This is a genomic window from Peribacillus sp. NPDC101481, assembly GCF_044767165.1.
Classification (GTDB): domain Bacteria; phylum Bacillota; class Bacilli; order Bacillales; family DSM-1321; genus Peribacillus.
This window is the reverse complement of sequence record NZ_JBIWNJ010000001.1, coordinates 1147431-1166009: the sequence shown is the minus strand read 5'-3', so window position 1 is coordinate 1166009 and position 18579 is coordinate 1147431. Positions and strand designations below refer to the sequence as shown.

The 18579-nt window shown below is 35.8% G+C and carries 18 protein-coding genes and 1 riboswitch; of the genes, 7 read left to right on the top strand and 11 right to left on the bottom strand.

The genetic code is table 11. From position 1 onward, the window contains the following. From rfbD to ACIROD_RS05620, 3 genes are all read left to right on the top strand, one after another. Positions 1-855, top strand: coding sequence for a dTDP-4-dehydrorhamnose reductase (rfbD, locus tag ACIROD_RS05630; protein WP_402938607.1), 855 nt, complete (start codon positions 1-3; stop codon positions 853-855). Position 856: 1 nt separating this feature from the next. After that, positions 857-1879: a dTDP-glucose 4,6-dehydratase gene (rfbB, locus tag ACIROD_RS05625; RefSeq protein WP_402938604.1), complete on the top strand. Its 1023-nt coding sequence runs from the start codon at positions 857-859 to the stop codon at positions 1877-1879. A gap of 485 nt (positions 1880-2364) precedes the next feature. Further along, entirely contained in the window at positions 2365-3288 is a 924-nt protein-coding gene (locus ACIROD_RS05620) for a hypothetical protein (protein WP_402938601.1), read from the top strand. A 171-nt stretch (positions 3289-3459) separates the two neighbouring features. Here the strand turns inward: ACIROD_RS05620 and ACIROD_RS05615 are convergent, their stop codons facing one another. The 10 genes from ACIROD_RS05615 to ACIROD_RS05570 all read right to left on the bottom strand — a co-directional run bounded on the left by ACIROD_RS05615 (position 3460) and on the right by ACIROD_RS05570 (position 13903). Next, positions 3460-5001, bottom strand: coding sequence for a glycoside hydrolase family protein (locus ACIROD_RS05615; RefSeq protein ID WP_402938598.1), 1542 nt, complete (start codon positions 4999-5001; stop codon positions 3460-3462). A 104-nt stretch (positions 5002-5105) separates the two neighbouring features. After that, the gene (locus ACIROD_RS05610; RefSeq protein ID WP_402938595.1) at positions 5106-6152 is read right to left on the bottom strand and encodes a glycosyltransferase family 4 protein; all 1047 of its coding nucleotides are present in this window, start codon (positions 6150-6152) and stop codon (positions 5106-5108) included. A 5-nt stretch (positions 6153-6157) separates the two neighbouring features. Then, positions 6158-6961 carry a glycosyltransferase family 2 protein gene (locus ACIROD_RS05605; protein WP_402938592.1) on the bottom strand — a complete coding sequence of 268 codons (804 nt, stop codon included), beginning with the start codon at positions 6959-6961 and terminating at the stop codon, positions 6158-6160. Next, a complete protein-coding gene (locus tag ACIROD_RS05600) occupies positions 6939-8162 on the bottom strand; it encodes an O-antigen ligase family protein (protein WP_402938589.1) in 1224 nt (407 codons plus the stop codon). The genes ACIROD_RS05605 and ACIROD_RS05600 overlap by 23 nt, the downstream gene beginning before the upstream one ends. Next, on the bottom strand, positions 8143-9609 hold the full coding sequence (locus ACIROD_RS05595; protein WP_402938586.1) for an oligosaccharide flippase family protein: 1467 nt from the start codon (positions 9607-9609) through the stop codon (positions 8143-8145). Before ACIROD_RS05595 ends, ACIROD_RS05600 begins: the two co-directional genes overlap by 20 nt. A 17-nt stretch (positions 9610-9626) precedes the next feature. Continuing rightward, positions 9627-10619: an NAD-dependent epimerase/dehydratase family protein gene (locus ACIROD_RS05590; RefSeq protein ID WP_260358165.1), complete on the bottom strand. Its 993-nt coding sequence runs from the start codon at positions 10617-10619 to the stop codon at positions 9627-9629. A 21-nt stretch (positions 10620-10640) separates the two neighbouring features. Beyond that, complete coding sequence (locus tag ACIROD_RS05585) at positions 10641-11192, bottom strand: sugar transferase (protein WP_260358621.1); 552 nt, start codon at positions 11190-11192, stop codon at positions 10641-10643. Between the two features lie 104 nt (positions 11193-11296). Then, the gene (locus ACIROD_RS05580; protein WP_402938583.1) at positions 11297-11920 is read right to left on the bottom strand and encodes a CpsD/CapB family tyrosine-protein kinase; all 624 of its coding nucleotides are present in this window, start codon (positions 11918-11920) and stop codon (positions 11297-11299) included. Then, positions 11910-12653: a YveK family protein gene (locus tag ACIROD_RS05575; RefSeq protein ID WP_402938580.1), complete on the bottom strand. Its 744-nt coding sequence runs from the start codon at positions 12651-12653 to the stop codon at positions 11910-11912. Before ACIROD_RS05575 ends, ACIROD_RS05580 begins: the two co-directional genes overlap by 11 nt. A gap of 74 nt (positions 12654-12727) precedes the next feature. Next, entirely contained in the window at positions 12728-13903 is a 1176-nt protein-coding gene (locus ACIROD_RS05570) for an acyltransferase family protein (RefSeq protein WP_402938577.1), read from the bottom strand. 872 nt (positions 13904-14775) lie between these two features. Next, a riboswitch (cyclic di-GMP riboswitch) is annotated at positions 14776-14857 on the top strand. A 17-nt stretch (positions 14858-14874) separates the two neighbouring features. On the opposite strand from ACIROD_RS05570, the gene ACIROD_RS05565 reads away from it, so the two are divergent. The 4 genes from ACIROD_RS05565 to ACIROD_RS05550 all read left to right on the top strand — a co-directional run bounded on the left by ACIROD_RS05565 (position 14875) and on the right by ACIROD_RS05550 (position 16536). Next, positions 14875-15009, top strand: a complete 135-nt coding sequence (locus ACIROD_RS05565) for an anti-repressor SinI family protein (RefSeq protein ID WP_402938574.1) — start codon at positions 14875-14877, stop codon at positions 15007-15009. Between the two features lie 505 nt (positions 15010-15514). Then, on the top strand, positions 15515-15652 hold the full coding sequence (locus tag ACIROD_RS05560; RefSeq protein ID WP_170974034.1) for a hypothetical protein: 138 nt from the start codon (positions 15515-15517) through the stop codon (positions 15650-15652). Positions 15653-15925: 273 nt separating this feature from the next. Next, complete coding sequence (locus tag ACIROD_RS05555; protein ID WP_402938571.1) at positions 15926-16057, top strand: YwzD family small protein; 132 nt, start codon at positions 15926-15928, stop codon at positions 16055-16057. Next, positions 16054-16536 carry a VanZ family protein gene (locus ACIROD_RS05550; RefSeq protein WP_402938568.1) on the top strand — a complete coding sequence of 161 codons (483 nt, stop codon included), beginning with the start codon at positions 16054-16056 and terminating at the stop codon, positions 16534-16536. Before ACIROD_RS05555 ends, ACIROD_RS05550 begins: the two co-directional genes overlap by 4 nt. A 993-nt stretch (positions 16537-17529) precedes the next feature. Here ACIROD_RS05550 and tagU read toward each other — a convergent pair. Continuing rightward, a complete protein-coding gene (gene tagU / locus ACIROD_RS05545) occupies positions 17530-18459 on the bottom strand; it encodes a polyisoprenyl-teichoic acid--peptidoglycan teichoic acid transferase TagU (RefSeq protein ID WP_402938566.1) in 930 nt (309 codons plus the stop codon). Positions 18460-18579: the final 120 nt, after the last annotated feature.

The following is an 18579-nucleotide window of genomic DNA, read 5'->3' as shown; positions in this document are numbered from 1 at the left end:
ATGAAGATATTAGTGACTGGTGTAAGTGGGCAATTAGGATTTGATGTTGTCCGAGAGGGTAATAAATATGGATTCGAAATGTATGGTACTGGATCAAAGGAATTGGATATTACAAATAAAGAAAATGTTTGTGAATATATAAACAAAGTAAAGCCAGATGTAATTGTGCACTGTGCAGCATATACTGCTGTAGATAAGGCAGAAGATTACAAAGAGGACTGTTATGATGTAAATACTAATGGTACAAAATATTTAGCAGAAGCTGCCAAACAAATTGATGCAAAATTTATTTACATTAGTACAGATTATGTATTTGATGGACTTGGTGATGCTCCTTTTAATGAAGCAGATATTCCTAATCCTATTGGACAGTATGGAATAACCAAGTTTGAAGGAGAAATGGTAGTCAGGTCTATATTGGAAAAGTATTTTATTGTAAGAATTTCTTGGGTATTTGGCTTAAATGGAAACAACTTTATTAAAACCATGCTGAGGTTATCAGAAACTCGAGATGAATTGAACATTGTAGGTGATCAATTTGGTTCACCAACATACACAGTTGATTTATCCCACTTATTATTGCAAATGGCACAAACAGAAAAGTATGGAATTTACCATGCTTCAAATGAAGGTTTTTGCAGCTGGGCAGAGTTTTCTCAAGAAATATTTAACCAAGCTAATAAAACGGTAAAAGTCCATTCAATAACTACTGAAGAATATCCAACTAGAGCTATACGGCCAAAAAACTCTCGATTGTCAAAACAGAAATTAGTGGATGCTGGTTTTAACCAGTTGCCTACTTGGGAAAATGCATTATCCCGCTATCTAGTTGAGTTAGAAAAAGAGGTGAAATAGTATGGAAAATAAAAAAGTTTTAGTTACAGGTGGAGCAGGATTCATTGGAGGCAATTTTGTCCAATACATGGTAGATAAGTACCCAGATTATGATATTTATAACCTAGATTTATTAACATATGCTGGTGATTTAACCAAACATAGTAGTATCGAAAAGAAAGAAAATTATCACTTTATTAAAGCGGATATAGCAGATAGAAAAGTTATAATGGAACTTTTCGAGAAAGAAAAATTCGATTTTGTAGCCCACTTTGCAGCTGAAAGTCATGTAGACCGTTCGATAACGAATCCTGAGGTATTTGTTGTCACAAATGTATTGGGGACGCAAGTCTTATTGGATGCTGCTAAAGAACATAAAATAACAAAATTTGTTCATATATCTACTGATGAGGTGTATGGAGAGTTAGATTTTGATCCTGAAACCTTCTTTACAGAAGAAACCCCATTACAGCCAAACAGTCCTTATAGTGCTAGTAAGGCTTCATCTGATATGTTAGTGCGTGCCTATTATGAAACTTATAAATTGCCGATTAATATTACTCGTTGCTCGAATAACTATGGTCCTTATCATTTTCCAGAAAAACTGATTCCTTTATCAATTTCAAGAGTTGTAAATAATCAAAAGGTCCCCGTATATGGGGATGGAAAGAATATTCGAGATTGGTTGCATGTAATTGATCATTGTGCTGCCATTGATTTGGTCCTTCATAAAGGTGAGTTGGGTGAAGTTTATAATGTTGGTGGTCATAATGAGCAAACCAATTTAGAAGTGGTTAAAACTATTATTAGTACTCTCGGAAAATCGGAAGACTTAATAGAATTTGTAGAGGACCGTCTAGGACATGATAAGCGATATGCAATTGATCCTACAAAATTGGAACAATTAGGTTGGAAACCAACTTACAATTTTGAGACAGGCATTGCACATACCATTCAATGGTATCTGGATAATAAAGAATGGTGGAAACAAATCATTGATGGTGAATATCAATATTATTTTGAAAAGCAATATAAGGGACAATAAATAATTTTACCAGCCTACTACTTAAATAAGTGGTAGGCTATTTTTTTATGAATACAGAAATGTTTATAAGGTGTTTAATATGCTAGGAAAGAGTAGGTGAAAAAATCTTTCGATAATAAATTAATTGAAGGTAAGTTCTAGTGGAAAGTAGAGTTTGAAACCGTTGGTATGCTTAGCAAGTATGGTAATATTAAAGTATGATATTCTATATAACGAACATTTAGGAATATTAATTATTCCTTGAAAATTTCAAATCAAATCTTATTTGAAAAAGAAGGCATACTTTAATTTTCACTTTTACTGGAATAATGACTGTATTAAATATTTGCAAATCATAGTGTTATCCATTTAAATGGTTTACTAATATTGACGATATTAAATAATAATTCAACATGGTGACCTTTTCCCCATATAAGAAAATGAATACAGTGATAATACCTTCAGCAATACAAATAGAAAAAAATAAAGAAAAAAGGATGTGTTTCATGAAAAAAATGATTGGTTTTTCCTTCTGTTTTTTGCTGATTGTTTTCTTCATTTTTCAGCAAAAACATTCTATATCTAATCACAAAGAAAAGATATACGTTGAAGATTTTAAAGGGGCTAATGATTCTGCGAAGATTCAGGCTGCCATTGATCATGCAAAGGCCAATAAGTTAAAAACGGTAATGCTGGATGATAGGGAGTATACGATTTCATCACCGATCAAAGTTAGGAAAGGTGTTAAGCTGCTATTCGGATACGGAACGAAGTTCATTGTTGAGGGGAACTTCAGGGTGCTTGAGCTTGAGCAGAATGCTTCTATTGAGGGTGCTTATGTAGTGATAATTGATGCTGAATTTAATTCAGAGGTCATTTACTTAGATGGTAAGTATAAATATTATAATACCTGGAATAAAACGCAAGTGAAGGATGTAAATATCATTAATTGGTCTGAGAGTAATCAGGGTACAGGGATATCTTTATATGCTGGCGGTAAGGAACATGAGATTTCTTTCGTGAACTTTGAAAATGTCAAGGTTGCAGGAATGGAGACTGGAGTTAAGCTAATAGCTGAAAAACCGTCTTCTGGTAAGGCCTGGATCAATGCTAATCGTTTTTTGAATCTATCATTGGAAGATTGTGTGAATATGATTTACATAGATAGTCATTCTACCGTACCGAACGAAGTTAGTGGTAATCAATTTACCAACTTACAGATACAGCCTTCAGGCAAAACAAAGAGCATTTTGAAGGTAAATGGGCAATACAATAAGTTTGAGGGAATGGCTTGGGATTTGGACAAAATCACCCTTCAAAACGATGTTATTGAACTTAAAGATAATAGCATGGGCACTATCATTGAGATCCCGTCTCTGCCTATGAGCCGAATCGCTGATAGAGGTCAAGCCAATAGCTTGAATCAATAATAAAAGTGAAAAGGGTGATTAGCTAATAGATAGGCTCACACCCTGTAATATAATTTGGAGATAACATTTATGACCATTAATTAACTGGTACTATTGATCTTTATCCATGGGGAATATTCCTTTCCTCTTTGGTTAAAGAGTATATATGCCGGTTTTTTTTATATTTAATAGTCATAGTTTTGTAGTGATAATTTGGCCTTGATCATTAATAGTCACTTTCCACTTTGTTCCGTTTGGAGAAGCCATTGTCACAGCTTTCCCTTTTTGAAGTTCTAAATCTCCATATAGTGTTCCGCCTGTAGTCGGTAACCAAGCTGCACCTTGCTGTAACGATGATCTTGCGAAGATCCGATTAATTCGGAATCGTTTGTGCTCTTGTGTATACCCGCTTAACGTCAGTCTAATTTTATACAGTGTTTCTGCTCTTGCTTCTGAGATAACAGTGTTACCGGCATTAAATGGGAGATTCTTAGCTGCGATCCATGGTCCATTTAAGCTTTGTTGATATTCAATTAATACTCGGCTGGGACTTTCATTCCATCCAAAATAAATACCAAAGCAATTTAGCATTTTAATAGGCTGTTTGGTAAAATCCAATTCAATCACAACCGGCTGGGAACTAGGGACATCGAGGTAATTTACACTTTGCTCATCGAGTAAATTGAAGCAGTTATTGATATTTCCTCCATAAGGAGCCTTTCCAGAAAGCTGACGTACAGCGTAGCGGACGTTTGCATTTACTAGGACATCGTCTTGATTTCCGACTAGTTGGGCTTTTCCTAGGGCAAGAGGTGGATATACTTGGAGCGATTCTTCATGAGGAGATGTGCATCGATTATATTGGCCGCGATCAAGGATGGATGTGGATACCTGATTCGAGCTTAAGTAGTTGTGATGGGAAACGGAGGAGAATTCAATGACGAGCGGGGGATCATCCATACGGTAGGTATCCCATATGATGCCTTCAAATATATTATAAGCACCCGAGCATCGAATGACTTTTTTCGTTTGTTTTCGGCTTTGAACTTGAATTCCAGTAAAGGTGTTGCCGGAAATTTCGTAAGGTAGATCACTGCTTCCCACAATCTCGATACCGTACTGGCAGCCGTCTATAAAAATGGACTCGAAGGAGTTGGCATTAATCCAGCATGGGGTATCTACATTTGATAGTTTTTCAGTTTTTAAATAGAGTGCTGTATGGAAGTTTGTGATTTGGAGGGAGCTTGCCTTAAAGAAGCTGATGAAATCCCATGCTTTGTTGCAGTATAGGTGGATGGCTATACCTTGATATGTTGTTGTACGGTTAATTATATTGATATTGGATATAGCTGTATGATTATGGATTTCTATTTGCTGCGCCCCGGAAAGGAAAATGACGGATGAATTGAAGCTAGTATCGACTACTTCAATCGTCCCGCCGGAGAGGGAAGCATCCTTTTGTAGCTCAAAAACCTGGAAATTACCTTTAACTATTAATGTTATCGTCGGATCAATTTCTAGATGGACATTTCGCTTAATGATAATGGGGGAGGAGAGGGTATATTGTTTCTTCCCTGTAATGACAACTTTAGAGTAGTTATTATCTACACAATAATCAATCGCTGCTTGAATGGCTGGAGAATTATCCGCTAGATTGGGATCGGCGCCAAAACAATCAATATTAGCAATATCTCTGTTCTGGCAATCCTCAGGGAGGTTGAGTGGGTCTGCCATATATAACACTCCTTTTATGGTGATGTTATATAGCATATGCTTGTCCAAAAAGTATGTATAGGTATAAAAAACAAAAACAAACGAGGTCATCGTTTGTTTTTTGTTCATTGATAGGTTTTCAGTGTAGAATGAATCATATTTGAGAGGGAGAAGGATTCTTCTACTTTTTGTCTTGCTTTGCTTCCCAAGCGTTGCCTTAAATCCACATTATCTTGAAGCGTTTTAATTTGTTTGGCAAATTCCTGTTCTGAATGTTGTGAGATGAGAATCCCTGTTTCATGGTCCACAACCGCCTCTTTAATGCCGCCTACATCGACTGACATAATTGGAGTTCCTGCGGCCATCGCTTCCAGGACGACCATTGGAAAAACTTCTCTAAGTGACGTTAAAAGAAGTAAGTCCATATTGCATATAAATTCATACGGATTGGAGGCATTGCCTAGTAGCATCACTTTATGGCGTAACTTTAAGTTTTTAATCATTTTTTCTACAAATTCCCGCTCCGGTCCATCTCCAGCAATATAAAACATCACATTAGGTACGTCTTTTAACTCATTAACGATTTTCAAGAAAAGTTCATGATTTTTCTCTTTTGATAAGCGGGCTAAAATTCCCACATTGAAGGTTTCTTTAGGCTGTAATTGTTTAAAAGAAAAGTGTTCCACATCCACGCCATTGTAAATCGTCCGAATAAGCTCATTCCTTACACCCAGTTGAAGTAAGTTATCTTTTTCAAAATTACTGACCGCAATGATTTGCTCAACATGCTTATTCAGCACCCTTTTAAATAGAAAGGGCACCTTTTTTTCTAGAATGGTTACATTATGCTTGGTATAGACTAGCTTGATATTTTTTCTGGTCAGTTTCTTGATGGCGATTGAATATAGCAGCATTCGTAAACTATTGGCATGAATGACATCGATGTTTTTTATTCTAACTTGTTTAGTCAGTATTTTAAGATTGGCGAGGTGATTCTTTAAGCTTAAAGGGATGAATTGTTGTTTGTTATGAATTTGCTTGTACAATTCCCCTGTCGCAGCAGCAGAGTAAAACGTCATGTTTTCATCCTGGAGATGGTTTTCCAATTTGCAAAAATACATCTCAGCTCCGCCAATTATGAGTTTATCTGTAAGTAAAAGTACATTGTTCATATACTCTATTTCCCTCCATTTAGTAAAGAGGCAGGCTGTGAACCTCTGTTTTTGTTGTATGCGTTATAGGCGTATTTGCTAAAATAGAAGTTAGCTTTTACAAAGTTTAATTTTTCCTGGCTTCGTAACAGCTTCCAATATCGGTAAGCAGCCTTAAATTTATTTCTTGAAGTGGAGTTACTTACAATCCGATATTTGGATAACATTTTTGGTAAGCCATGCGCTTTATATCCTTGTCGTAACAGTAACAGCCATAATGCAGTATCCTCAGGCTGAATATCAGGCATTTCGATATGTTTGATTTGCAGCCTATCCAGCATCACGGTTAAACAGCCAATTGTTGTATTTCCAATCAGATGCTTATAATCCACCTCTTTAGGTGCCTTTACTTCAACATCAAGAGACTTACCTTCTTCATTTATTAAAGAATAGGAGGTGAAAGAGAAAGCGAGATTTCCCTTTTGCATGAATGCGACTTGTTCTTCCAATTTAGTTGGGAGCCATAAATCATCACTATCAAGAAACGCGATATATTTTCCGTTGGCTTCTTTAATGGCTATATTTCTTGCGCGGGCAGCTCCGACATTCTTGGATAAGGGAATAAGTCTGATCCGTGAATCGTGCTCTGCATAGGATTTAATGATAGAAACAGAATCATCCTTTGATTTATCATCTACAATGATCATTTCCCAGTTAAAATAGGTTTGATCTTGCACAGTTTTTATCGTTTCACGGATAAAAGACGAGCAGTTATACGAGGGAGTTATCACGGAAACTAAAGGTCTGTCATCCTTTTTGCTGTAGGTCATTACATTCCACCTCTTTTTTCTCATATACCGAAATATATTTTAAAGTTAGTGCTAAAAAGGAAAAAAATGCTTCATTAATCATGAGTGAAAGGGACATCATCTGTATTAAGAAAGCAAAAAGAGTAAGCACAATGAAGGGTTTTTCTTTATGTAATTTAGTCTTGAATAAAGTGATGATAAGCATTAATAAAAAGGAAAGGTAAAAAAGAAAACCAATGATTCCTGACTCTACTAAAACCTCAAGATACGTATTGTGAACATATAGCTTTTCATTATGCTCAAAAGCGTAATAATCGGAAAAATTAAAAGCGCCAATGCCAAAAAGGGGATTTGACATAAAGTAGTTAATCGCCTGTCCCCATAATTCAAACCTTCCGCTGCCCCCGTCAGTTGAAAAGTCAGAAATGCGGCTCATGACGATTTCATTGAGATCTATATTGATAAGAGATCCAGCAACATATATTACCGCTAAAAATAATAAGGAAACAGCTAACATTTTGATTTTTTTTGAGAAATTAGCTAACAGCATGTACAAAAAGACCACCAGTACAAGCGCTAAAACACCGCCTCTTGAAAAAGTAAGAAGGGAAGTAATCATACATAGGAGGAATCCTATCGAATGCTTCAATCCCTTTAAATTGGTTAAATAATAGGAAAAAAAGATTGTGTTAAAAAAAATGAAGATGTTGGGGTCATCCAGCAAACCGATTAATCTTGGATAATCCCGGTCCAATAATAATCCATATGAAGTAATCTCAACACCTGTCGGAAATCTTCCAGTCACCTGTATTCCTATGATGTATAATAATAGGCTGCTAACGTTAAAGATGATTCCGACATTTGCAATCGATTTCTCAATCGCACTTAACGAAGTTAGCTCCAATACATATCTCATGATGAAATAACAGCCAAGTACGAGTATCACTCCTAGAATGACACGAATGCTCGATTCAGGATACTGAGAAAAAGCGCCGCTCAGACAATAGGTGAAATAAAATAAGAGCAAAAGGATTTCATAATGATAAAGGGTATGGAAATAAAAATCCCGAAAATGAATGCAAAAGAAAATGGCTAGAAATATCATATAAATTTTTAAAGAAAAACCGATGGAGATATTATATTTACTGAGCGTAATAAAAAATAACAAGAGAAAGACTGACCATATAGAGGTGGTGTTTTTATTAATTAGCAATTTTTCCATTCTCTTTTTGTCTCCCATCTTGTAAATGTTCGGTAGCAGGTTTCTTTTTAATAAAGCCAACGATTAATTGCTTGATGCTCTTATCGAGCTGCAAAATTAGAGCAGTGACGAAAATGATGGTAGAAATCATGGCTATAAAAGGATACTTGGATAATAAGTTTTGCATCAGGATGAAACTAATGAAAAAGAAGGTACCATACGGCAGGATGACCTTGAAAAGTACCGCTCTTTTTTCTGGATTTGCAGCGACATAGCCAATGAATGAGACGATTTCCATGGTAAGGACGGCAAAAGCTGAGCCAGCCACTGCATAGTTAACGCTCATAAAATAGAAGGAAACCAAACCAACGGTGATGGTTATGAACTGGACAATTGTACGCCGGTTCTGTAATCCCCTTGTTGTGAGACCGTCAGCAATGGCAATGTTAAAGCCTTGCAGAACGATTATAAAAGCCAATATTTTTAAAGGCTGAACCGCAGATCCCCACTCGGGTCCAAATAAAATGGTGACGAGATAAGTGGCCAAGTAGAATAAGGTTATAGTCATGCACATGCCGATATAGGACATGATTTTCATTTGCAGGATATTCAATCTTGTATGTTCTGCAAGCTCACCTTGGTTGTATCGCTTAAATAAAAGCGGAAAAAAGGCTCCTGCAATGACTCCTGGTATTTGGTATAAAGCAGAAGGAATCCGATAGGCTACTGCAAAGAGACCGACAAGCGCTAAAGGCAGTGTTTTTTCCAGCACCAATGGACCCAATTGTGGGGTTAGCATAATAAATAACCCACTGATTAAAAACGGACTAAGATTCGTTAATAATTGTTTTTCAAAAGGAGACTTCCATTGTATTTCCGCTTTTTTCAGCAGTAAATAAAGGCTGTAAAATCCACCGGCTAAATAAGAGAATCCATATAAAAAGGCTGCCAGATGAACATCAACTTTCAAGCCCATACTTACCGTGGTTGAAAGTATCAACGCAAAAGAAGAGAAGATTTTTATCGACGCGATGAATTGCATCCTTTCAGTTAATTGAAAGTAGGTTATTCCAATACTTTGCATCGCCAGGCCAATGACCATCGGGATCATTAGGCTATAGATCATATAAAGAATTTGTTGTTCTTGATAAAGAATGTGGATGCCGGCAAAAAAAACAAAAAAGGTCAAAAGGGAGCAAACAATCCGAATCTTAATATAGGAAGAAAACGTTCTTCCTAAGTTTTCCTTTTTTGATCCTTCTCTTAGAAAAGTATTACTTGTCCCGAGGTCCGTAAGAAAATTCATGACCATGGCAAGAGCCAATGCCACACTGAAAATCCCGTAGTTCTTTGAGTTAAAATAATTTGCTAATAGAATGAGCGTGGCCGCATTAAGAACATTGGATAGAATGGTACTGTAAAATAAGTGGACAATATTTTTTAAAATAGAGTTTTTCTTTGTATTCACTTTATTCGCTCCCGATTTTATGACGATAAAGTCGTTGGGTTGAGTAGTGGTGCAGGTGATTGAATTGTCTTTCTGGTTAAAGAAGGCTGAGTTTGGTTTAAATAATATTCATATGTGCTCGCAAGACCCTGTTCAAGTGAATGAGCGGGATGCCAACCCAATTTTTGAAGTGTCGTTTTATTACAGAGTAAGCTGTCTTTGATATCCCCATTTTTAGCTGGCTGATAAATAGGAGATAAATCATGGCTGCCAAAGGATTGAATAATCGAGAATAATTGATTGATGCTTGTACTGGTGGTTGATGAGACATTGAAGGTGCCGCTTTCTTCATATTCCAACGCCTTCAGATTGGCATCGGCTACATCCTTTACATAGATGAAATCCCTTGTTTGAGTGCCGTCTCCATAAATGACGGGCCGCTCATTTTTTATGACAAGATTAGTGAAGATCGATATAACACCGCCTTCGCCGCTAGCTGTCTGTCTTGGCCCATATACATTGCTGTATCGAAGATTCACATAATTTAAATCGTATAATTCTTTAGCAAGCTTTAGATAATCCTCTGCCGTTTTTTTTGATGCACCATAGGGTGATAATGGAGAGGTAAGATGTGATAATGTGATTGGCATGACATCAGCATCTCCATATACAGCCGCAGATGAAGCAAACACGATTTTTTTTACGGCATACTTATGAGAAAGCTTAGCGATGTTTATCGTTCCCATGATATTGATTCGTGCATCATTCGTAATATCCGAAATGGATTGTTGGACACTTACTTGTGCAGCTTGATGAATGACATAGTCAGGCCTAAATGTCTCCATCGCATTTTCAAGCAGGACCTCATCTTCAACATTTCCAAAGAAGGGAGTGACTTTGGCCTGGACATTTCCGATAGATCCGGTAGAGAGGTTATCATATATAGCCACTTCATAATTATTACGGATTAATGTATCAACAATATGAGAACCAATAAATCCAAAGCCCCCAGTTACTAGTACTTTTTTCATTTTTCACTACCCCTTTTTTGATTATCTAGCTCCATTACCAGTAAAGACTATGGTCAAAGTTCGAAACAAAATCTTGATTTCCATAGCAAATGTGCGGTGTTGAATATAATATAGGTCGTAATGCAGCTTTTCTTTTGGTGATAAATCATAACCCCCATTTACTTGTGCCCATCCAGTAATTCCAGGTTTTACATATAAACGGTTTTTAAAGCCAGGCAAAAACTTTTCAAATTCTTTATAGAAATATTCCCTTTCAGGTCTTGGCCCGATGAGCGACATATCTCCTTTTAAAACATTAATAAGCTGAGGGATTTCATCAATCCGTGTTTTTCGTATAAAGGCTCCTATTCTAGTCACCCTGGAATCATTTGCACTTGCCCACTTAGGCCCATTTTTTTCGGCATCGATGCCCATGGAACGCAGTTTAATCATATTGAAGGGCTTCCCATCCAGACCTAGTCTTTGCTGATAAAAAAAAGGGGAGCCAGTTGAATCAATAGGGATAAGAATGCAGAATAAAAGTAAAATAGGTGCTGTAAGTATCAGCATAAAAAATGAGATGATTAAATCCATAGTGCGCTTTATATTAAAATTAGATGATGTCGATAGTGGCTTTGTCAGGTTTGCTTCCTGTCTATCGACTCTGACTTTCGAATCCACTGGTTATCCTCCCTGAATTAAGAAATGATCATTGATCCTGAAATTTCAAGATTTGCCCTTTCGAATTGCATTTTCACACCGGCAATTTTCTCTAACTTGTCTCTGCCTTCTTGTATCGCTAATATTATGCCATCACAATATTTAGCAACGATATTTGCATCAGGTTTATTTAAACTGTCTGATGTATGAAATAAAATGATGTCAAAATCCTTCTTCCACTCCTCAATCAGAGTTGGAAGGGTTTCTAATGTTAATAAAGTTGCTGGCTCATAAATGGCTTCGCTTGTAGGTATACAAAATAGATGACCCTTTATATGTATAGCATGTTCGTTAATATTGGGCTTCTCGTTTAAAAGCAAGTTGGTCAAACCGAATGAATTATCGATATTAAACACTTGATGCAGCGAAGGCTGGCGCAGATTAGCATCCACTACAAGGACTCGTTTACGCTGCTCAGAAAAGGCAAGTGCTAAGTACGCTGATGCATTTACAATATTCTGTGATTGTGAAAGAGATGTAATCATTAATATTGAATCGTCTTTATGAAGGTTGGACTCGATATTGTTACATATCGAATAAAATTGCTCTTTATTGATTTCATTTAGGTAAAAGGATTGTTTCCTTGTGAATTTAATACTCACTATATTCACCCCGTTTTGTGGAAGGTAAGGTTTTATATGTTGTTTTACGTTTTCTGTTTATTCTTTTGGTATTCAAATCCAGCCTCCCTAATAATGGAATTCCAAGAAGTTCAAGCTCCCTATCGGAGTAGGTTGAATCATCAAAGTGCTCTCTAAGAAGTGCTAAGCCTATTCCAGCAAAAAAGCCTATTACGATCGAAATGGCTATGATGAATTTCGGCTTTGGGAAAAGCAGTTCTGCTTGTCCCATTTCATTATCATTGAGAATACTAATCTGTTTAACGTTTGTAATGTCTTTAAAATTAGATATCGAATGCCTCGCGACAGTTTGGGCGATGTCCTTAGCGGATTCAGGATTTGAATCCTTGACGGTAATCGTGATGATTTGTGAATTATCTCGATTAGTAATGGAAACTTGCTTAAGTAAGTCATAGCTAGAAGTCTTAAGATTCAATTCCTCTTTAACTACTATCATGATCTGCGGACTTTTAATGATGTCCATATATGAAAGGGCAAGCTGTCTGTTCTCTTGAACCTTGTTTATCGAGGCTTCCTTTTCATCCATGCTTAAAGATCCTGCCAGAACTTGAGTGGAATACTGATAGGTTGGTTTCATAAGGTACATGGACGAAAAAATAATAAAACCAGTAATACAAAGGGTAGATAGAATAATGATAAATATTCGCTTTTTTAAGATTCGTATAAAATCTTTAATTTTTACTTTTTCATTCATCGATTTCACCACTTTTTTAGAGATAGTAAGAATACGTTCACAACTTGCAAAGAATTTTTATATAATAGTAGGAATTATCCTATTTTGCGTTTTAAAGCTATGTGGTCTTTGGAAATTACTTTTTCTTGTTTGTTTTTTGTGAAGTACGATCCGAGCCTCATGCATGGTTTTTCCACGAGTAGATAGGACGCTGAAGAGAGTAAAAAAGATAATAAAAAGGAAAATATCAATATTAAACCGGTAGGCAGCTTGTTATAGAATAGGTACATCAAAGAGAATAAGGATATAAGATGGTACAAATACAAACTATATGAAATCTTCCCGAGAAGAGTTAGCAATCTAGACCTTAAGACCGCCGAAATTTTTTGGGAACATACGCTCATGATGATAAAAATGCAAACACCGAATGAGACAACGTAATCCCTAAAAATATAATTGTTTAAAAAATCCACTTCGCCAATGATGCCTTCGTACATAAAACAGGTAATTGCCCCCAACAACAATGCAATTTTTACAGGTTTTTTCTTTTTCAAGGTATAGGAAAAAAGTCCGTGTCGATATTTAGCTATTATTGCTCCCATCAAAAAAAGCGTACTGTAGTGGAAACTTAGAAGAATGCTGGTTATATCGCCACCAGAACCAAACAAAAACAAAAAAATAGTCGAAGAAAAAATTAAAACAAAAAGCCATAATAAAGAGTATTTAAGCTTTTTTCGAACAAATAAAAAAATCAGAACAGGAAATATAATCGAAATTCTCATTTCGTGGACAAGGGACCATATAACATTGTTATAGGCGTCTGTATTGTACTGCCCTATAAACAAAAGATGTTCTATTAATAAGGAAGGAGTATCCGGGCCTGTCCAAGATTTATTAAACCAGTCAGAGATATAGGGCAAATCAATTTGGCTTAAAAGCATTTTAGCCAATATAGCCATGCCTATTGCTACTAGATATGGTATATAAATTCGAAACACTCGTTTTATTAAGTATGTAGAATAGTGGAATTTAGCACTATTAACTGATAAATACAAAACAAAACCACTTAATACAAAGAATAGAATGACAGACTCATTTCCACTGCTGAAAAAAAGGCGTAAAGGAGTTTCCTTAAACAAATAAATTATGTAGGAGCTGCTTGAACCATACTGATAATCAGCATATGAAGGGTAAACCATCAAATAATGCCCGATTAACACAATGAGAGCGGCTAAACCCCTTAATGAGTCGAATTCCTCATATCTAGTCATATCCTCCTCCATATGAACCGTTTTTTTTATAATATAGCACTTGTTCTTAATAAAGTATAGTTAGTTCTCTAAAACAGACAAAAATAGACAAAAAAATATAAAGTTAACCAACATATCTTAATTTTTAGGCTCAATTATGAAATGTTTAATGGGCGAATAAAAATAAGGGATTCCGGGTCATTGGATAAATCCAGATCCTATCACCTAAATATAAATAAGGTATGCAGTTTGGGAATAGGCCAGCAAGTTTAGAGAGGAAAAGTAGAAGATGAGGGAAACAAAATGCTAGTATAGATTAATAATGAAACTAATTGACATAATAATGTAAAGATGGTAAGTTCAATTTAATTATTCTTTATAAAGAACGGTTTGTTCGTTAAATGTTAGTGTTACACTGTTATTTCTATCAAAGGATAAAAAATTAGAAAAAATGTAAAATAATAGATTTTACTATTTAATATATACCTGCCATTAGCTCAATTAATAATCTATAGAAGAAAGGATGATTTTTAATGCCTTTATACCAAATGAGAGAAATATGGACACCTTTAAAATTAGTTGGAGTTAAGTTTTTTAAAACAGAAGAAGGAAGTATTTTTATGAAAGTATTTAATAAACGTCGAAGAAAGTTAAAGTAATGCATTATTTAATTTAATTGCGCGTTAAGCTTGTTTTTAAAATTTCCAATACCTAGTTGTTTTTTTAAGAATATTGTAGAATGATGGCGGAAAATAACGAAAAGTATTTTAGTTAATTATCAGATTTATTAAGTATAATTAACATGAATATATGGGTATGTCGACTTCAAAAAAGTTAGACATACATATTTTGCGCATGAAATTTAATTGGAAAATCATCATAATGTTAAATATTCTTGAGAAAAGCAAACCTATTGAAAAATAGGGACGCAAAATTACAGGTCTAAGGCTTTGCTAAGACGGCTGTGTTACCACAAGTAGGCGGAATTTGTCATGGAAGCAAACAATGAATTTGAAGAATGGATTTATTTAATGTTAGAAGCGAAAAATTCAGGCTTGTCCATTAAAGATGTGAATGATTTTATCGTAGAAAATGGATCAAGAGAAAAATCTTACATCATGGGATAAGCTATATGTACCTTAGGGAAGGCTGTTATACAGTCTTTTTTTTTTTATTTTCATTACCGGAAATTACCGTAAAAGGTATCCAGAATAAGGAACATGGCGATGATAATAAAAATGCGACCTAATTGAGGGGGATTTTTATTATGGATGTACCTATTGCCTTTTTGAAGGGTTTAATGTGGGGAACTTTATTCAGTGTACCGCTATGGTTATCATTTTGCGGTTGGATAAAAATAATATTGAATGTTTTAGAATAAAACCCTTATTAAATCAGATTATTAAATGAATACAGAAGGATTTAGTATATTGATAATGGAATTTAACTTATATACATAATGTGTTTTAAGTTGTCTTACCCTTCTCCAGATATACGAAATATAGCAAAAAAATAGTTAATAATACTTAAATATTTTTCGTTATGTGCCGATACTACATATAGAGATCAAGCAAAGGGACTTCGCAAAGGCGATGTCAGATAGCTGCCATCAAAATAGAAGGAGATTATTTGATGACAAAAAACAAGTTCATTACGTTCGAGGAAGTTTATGAAAAGAAACAGAGAAGCAAGAAAATTTTTATTGGGACTTATATTACCATTACATTAGTTTTGATTTCATTAATGACATATTTTATGGGACAAGCATAATATGGGGTTATCGAAGGGGCTGAGCAATCGGTCCTTTTTTGTTTTTTTATATCCACACTATTTGCCTAAACCTTACTAGTATTCATTCCTAAGGGATATTTCAGAAATGTTAAAATTGGGTAAATTTTTGGTTTTTAAACTAGTTTCTGCTTGCCAATTCCCGCTTTATATGTGATTATCAAATAAATGAGCTATATTCCTTATTTTTGAAAAAAGGATTAGGACAACAGTATGAAATGGTGGCTCAATTATATATTGGAGTGGAAATTTCGCATGGATTTTTTTGATATTTTAAAAGACACTTTTGCCAAGGGTGAGTCTGGACAAGATGTTTCTGTAAATGAACTTGTGGAAGAGATTAAGGAGAAATTAAGCGGGATCATTGAACATCCTGAAAGTATATGATTCGTAGATACATATTCCCTATTTTGCTCATATTATGGGCGATGGTCATCTTCTTTTTTTCCTCGCAGACGTATGAGGAGCAAAGCATTACCCCTTTTTTAACGCAGTTCAATACTCCATATTGGTATGATAAGCTAAGTGGTATTTCATTCATGTATGGAGGGGTTGAGGTGAGTGCCCAAATAGCTGGAGTAAATGGCTTTCTGGAGTTCTTCCTTCGGAAGGGTGCCCATCTTTTTATCTTTTTTGTGTTTGGATTATTGACGTATCGTGTTTGGGGCCGCTTTGTGAAGAATCCTGTTCTTTCGTTTTCAGGCGCTCTATTATGTGTCCTTTTTTATGCGAGTGCAGACGAACTGCATCAAAAACTAACCGGTGGCCGAACTCCCTTGTTGCAAGATGTCATGCTGGACACGTTTGGAGGTTTGCTGGGAATCTTCTTTTCTCTTTTCTGGTATCGAAGAAGAAAGCGTCAATGAATTTAAGAAATCATTTCAGTTGCATATACTAAAGGAGCATGTTTAAAACATGCTTCTTTTTTATCGTTTTCATTTATATATAAATGAATGATAACCTGTGAGGGTGATGAGTATGAGGAGAATTGACGACTATTCTCGGGGTGTTAGCTGCAGGAGTTTGTATCATTTTTTTTTCGATCGGTTCAAAAAGCGAGTGATGAAAGTGAGGCGGAGTTCGGGAAGTCCTGGGATTTGTTAAGTTTAAAATAAAGCTTCGATTTCCGAATCGTGCAGATTATGTGCAAAATCGGTCACATGTATTTTTACAGCATATGAATGTGAAGTCCTTTCAATATGATTTGCAGACCGATACTTAAGAATGTGAAGAACTGGATTCTGGATAAGGTTGGAGGGCAGCATAAAACGGCCTATGAAATTCCAGTTACACAGGTCTTCAATTCTCGCATTGTGATGTTTATCTTGAACAAGATAGCTATGTTATCAAAGAAAAAGGCGAATGCTGTTTGTTATGGGATTATCGGTTTAAATAGATTCCTCTCCTTTTTCAGGCTCGAGTTCGTTTTATTGAAAAGGGAGAGGCATGCTCTCATGTAATTGCCGAAAAGAGCTACTTCTCATGAAACATATTTCATTCTTGATCGATCACTGATGGCTTTCAGAATAAACATTTTGTCCTGTTTGCTTAGCATAGCCCAGCTGCCTGCTTTGATTTTCATACAAATCCACTCCTTTGGTTTAGGATTATTTATTATAGTTGATGAATGACGGTTGATGGAATTCCGGGTCCAGTGAATGATAGCGTCAATTGATAATAGGGGCAAGGGGAAGATGGAACTGTCAGCTCATATTAGATTATACCGTCTTTTAGTGCCTAATAAACAACAAAAATTCCAACAAATCTCTACAATTGGTGTTCGTTTTTTGTCAGATTATTGGACGGGGAAAATGAAAAAGCTGTCGGGATGCGGGTCCGGACAGCTCTTTCATTTTTTCTTATTTGATGGATAATTGTTCTTTTAATTCGGATTGAACCTTTTCTTTTTCTTCATCCGACACGATATTATAGTAGACTCCGTCGATCTTCGTTCCATCTCCTGGAATGGTTGCTTGCGTTATGCTTTTGCTTGCGTCCCTGTAGTTCTTTTGGATGTCCATCATGTCATCAAACGTCAAATTCGTCTGGATATTTTTACTTAATGCATCGAATACATCATCGTATTTCGTAAGTGATGAAAGGCTAGCGCCTTCCTTGATGACAGCCTCGATGATGGAACGTTGTCTGGATTGACGGCCATAATCACCATTCGGATCATCATATCTCATTCGCGAATATTTAAGTGCATCTTCTCCATTTAGATTAATGCTCCCTTTTGCGAAATGGACACCTTCATAAGTGAAATCCAGATCGTTTTGTACTGTCACGCCGCCGACTGCGTCAACGATATCCTTAAAGCCTTCCATATTGATTTTCATATAATAGTCGATTGGGATATCAAGGAAGTTTTCAACGGTATCCATGGACATTTTTGCGCCGCCGAAGGCAAATGCATGGTTGATTTTATCCTGTGTTCCATGACCGACGATTTCGGTCCGTGTATCACGCGGAATGCTTAGCATTTTGACCGATTTCTTTTGTGGATTGACTGTCAAGACGATCATTGTATCTGAGCGGCCTTTGTCGCCATCACGTTCATCGACACCGAGCATGAGCATCGAAAATGGCTCCTGATCTGATAGTGCAAGGTCCTTAGTTCGTTTATCGGTGGTACGGTCTATTGGTGTATGCATCGTGTCAACGGTTTTTGTCAGTGAATTCCATACGGAATAGGCAAAGGCTCCCCCAGCCAATATGAATAGTAGGACAATTACCCCGACTACCTTCAGCCATGTCCGTTTCTTTTTCTTCTTTTTTTCATGTCTCATATTTTACTTCCTTCCTCTTTTTGTAACCACTTCATCTATTATATTTAATTTCATAATAAAAGAATAGTATATTTTGCTACTTTATAATACCTTTGACATATTTGGAAGCCAATAAAAGGT

Coding starts and splice junctions, on each gene's coding strand:
- rfbD (WP_402938607.1), top strand. CDS start 1: ATGAAGATATTAGTGACTGGTGTAAGTGGGCAATTAGGATTTGATGTT.
- rfbB (WP_402938604.1), top strand. CDS start 857: ATGGAAAATAAAAAAGTTTTAGTTACAGGTGGAGCAGGATTCATTGGA.
- ACIROD_RS05620 (WP_402938601.1), top strand. CDS start 2,365: ATGAAAAAAATGATTGGTTTTTCCTTCTGTTTTTTGCTGATTGTTTTC.
- ACIROD_RS05615 (WP_402938598.1), bottom strand. CDS start 5,001: ATGGCAGACCCACTCAACCTCCCTGAGGATTGCCAGAACAGAGATATT.
- ACIROD_RS05610 (WP_402938595.1), bottom strand. CDS start 6,152: ATGAACAATGTACTTTTACTTACAGATAAACTCATAATTGGCGGAGCT.
- ACIROD_RS05605 (WP_402938592.1), bottom strand. CDS start 6,961: ATGACCTACAGCAAAAAGGATGACAGACCTTTAGTTTCCGTGATAACT.
- ACIROD_RS05600 (WP_402938589.1), bottom strand. CDS start 8,162: ATGGAAAAATTGCTAATTAATAAAAACACCACCTCTATATGGTCAGTC.
- ACIROD_RS05590 (WP_260358165.1), bottom strand. CDS start 10,619: ATGAAAAAAGTACTAGTAACTGGGGGCTTTGGATTTATTGGTTCTCAT.
- ACIROD_RS05585 (WP_260358621.1), bottom strand. CDS start 11,192: ATGGATTTAATCATCTCATTTTTTATGCTGATACTTACAGCACCTATT.
- ACIROD_RS05575 (WP_402938580.1), bottom strand. CDS start 12,653: ATGAATGAAAAAGTAAAAATTAAAGATTTTATACGAATCTTAAAAAAG.
- ACIROD_RS05570 (WP_402938577.1), bottom strand. CDS start 13,903: ATGACTAGATATGAGGAATTCGACTCATTAAGGGGTTTAGCCGCTCTC.
- ACIROD_RS05565 (WP_402938574.1), top strand. CDS start 14,875: ATGGAAGCAAACAATGAATTTGAAGAATGGATTTATTTAATGTTAGAA.
- ACIROD_RS05560 (WP_170974034.1), top strand. CDS start 15,515: ATGACAAAAAACAAGTTCATTACGTTCGAGGAAGTTTATGAAAAGAAA.
- ACIROD_RS05555 (WP_402938571.1), top strand. CDS start 15,926: ATGGATTTTTTTGATATTTTAAAAGACACTTTTGCCAAGGGTGAGTCT.
- ACIROD_RS05550 (WP_402938568.1), top strand. CDS start 16,054: ATGATTCGTAGATACATATTCCCTATTTTGCTCATATTATGGGCGATG.
- tagU (WP_402938566.1), bottom strand. CDS start 18,459: ATGAGACATGAAAAAAAGAAGAAAAAGAAACGGACATGGCTGAAGGTA.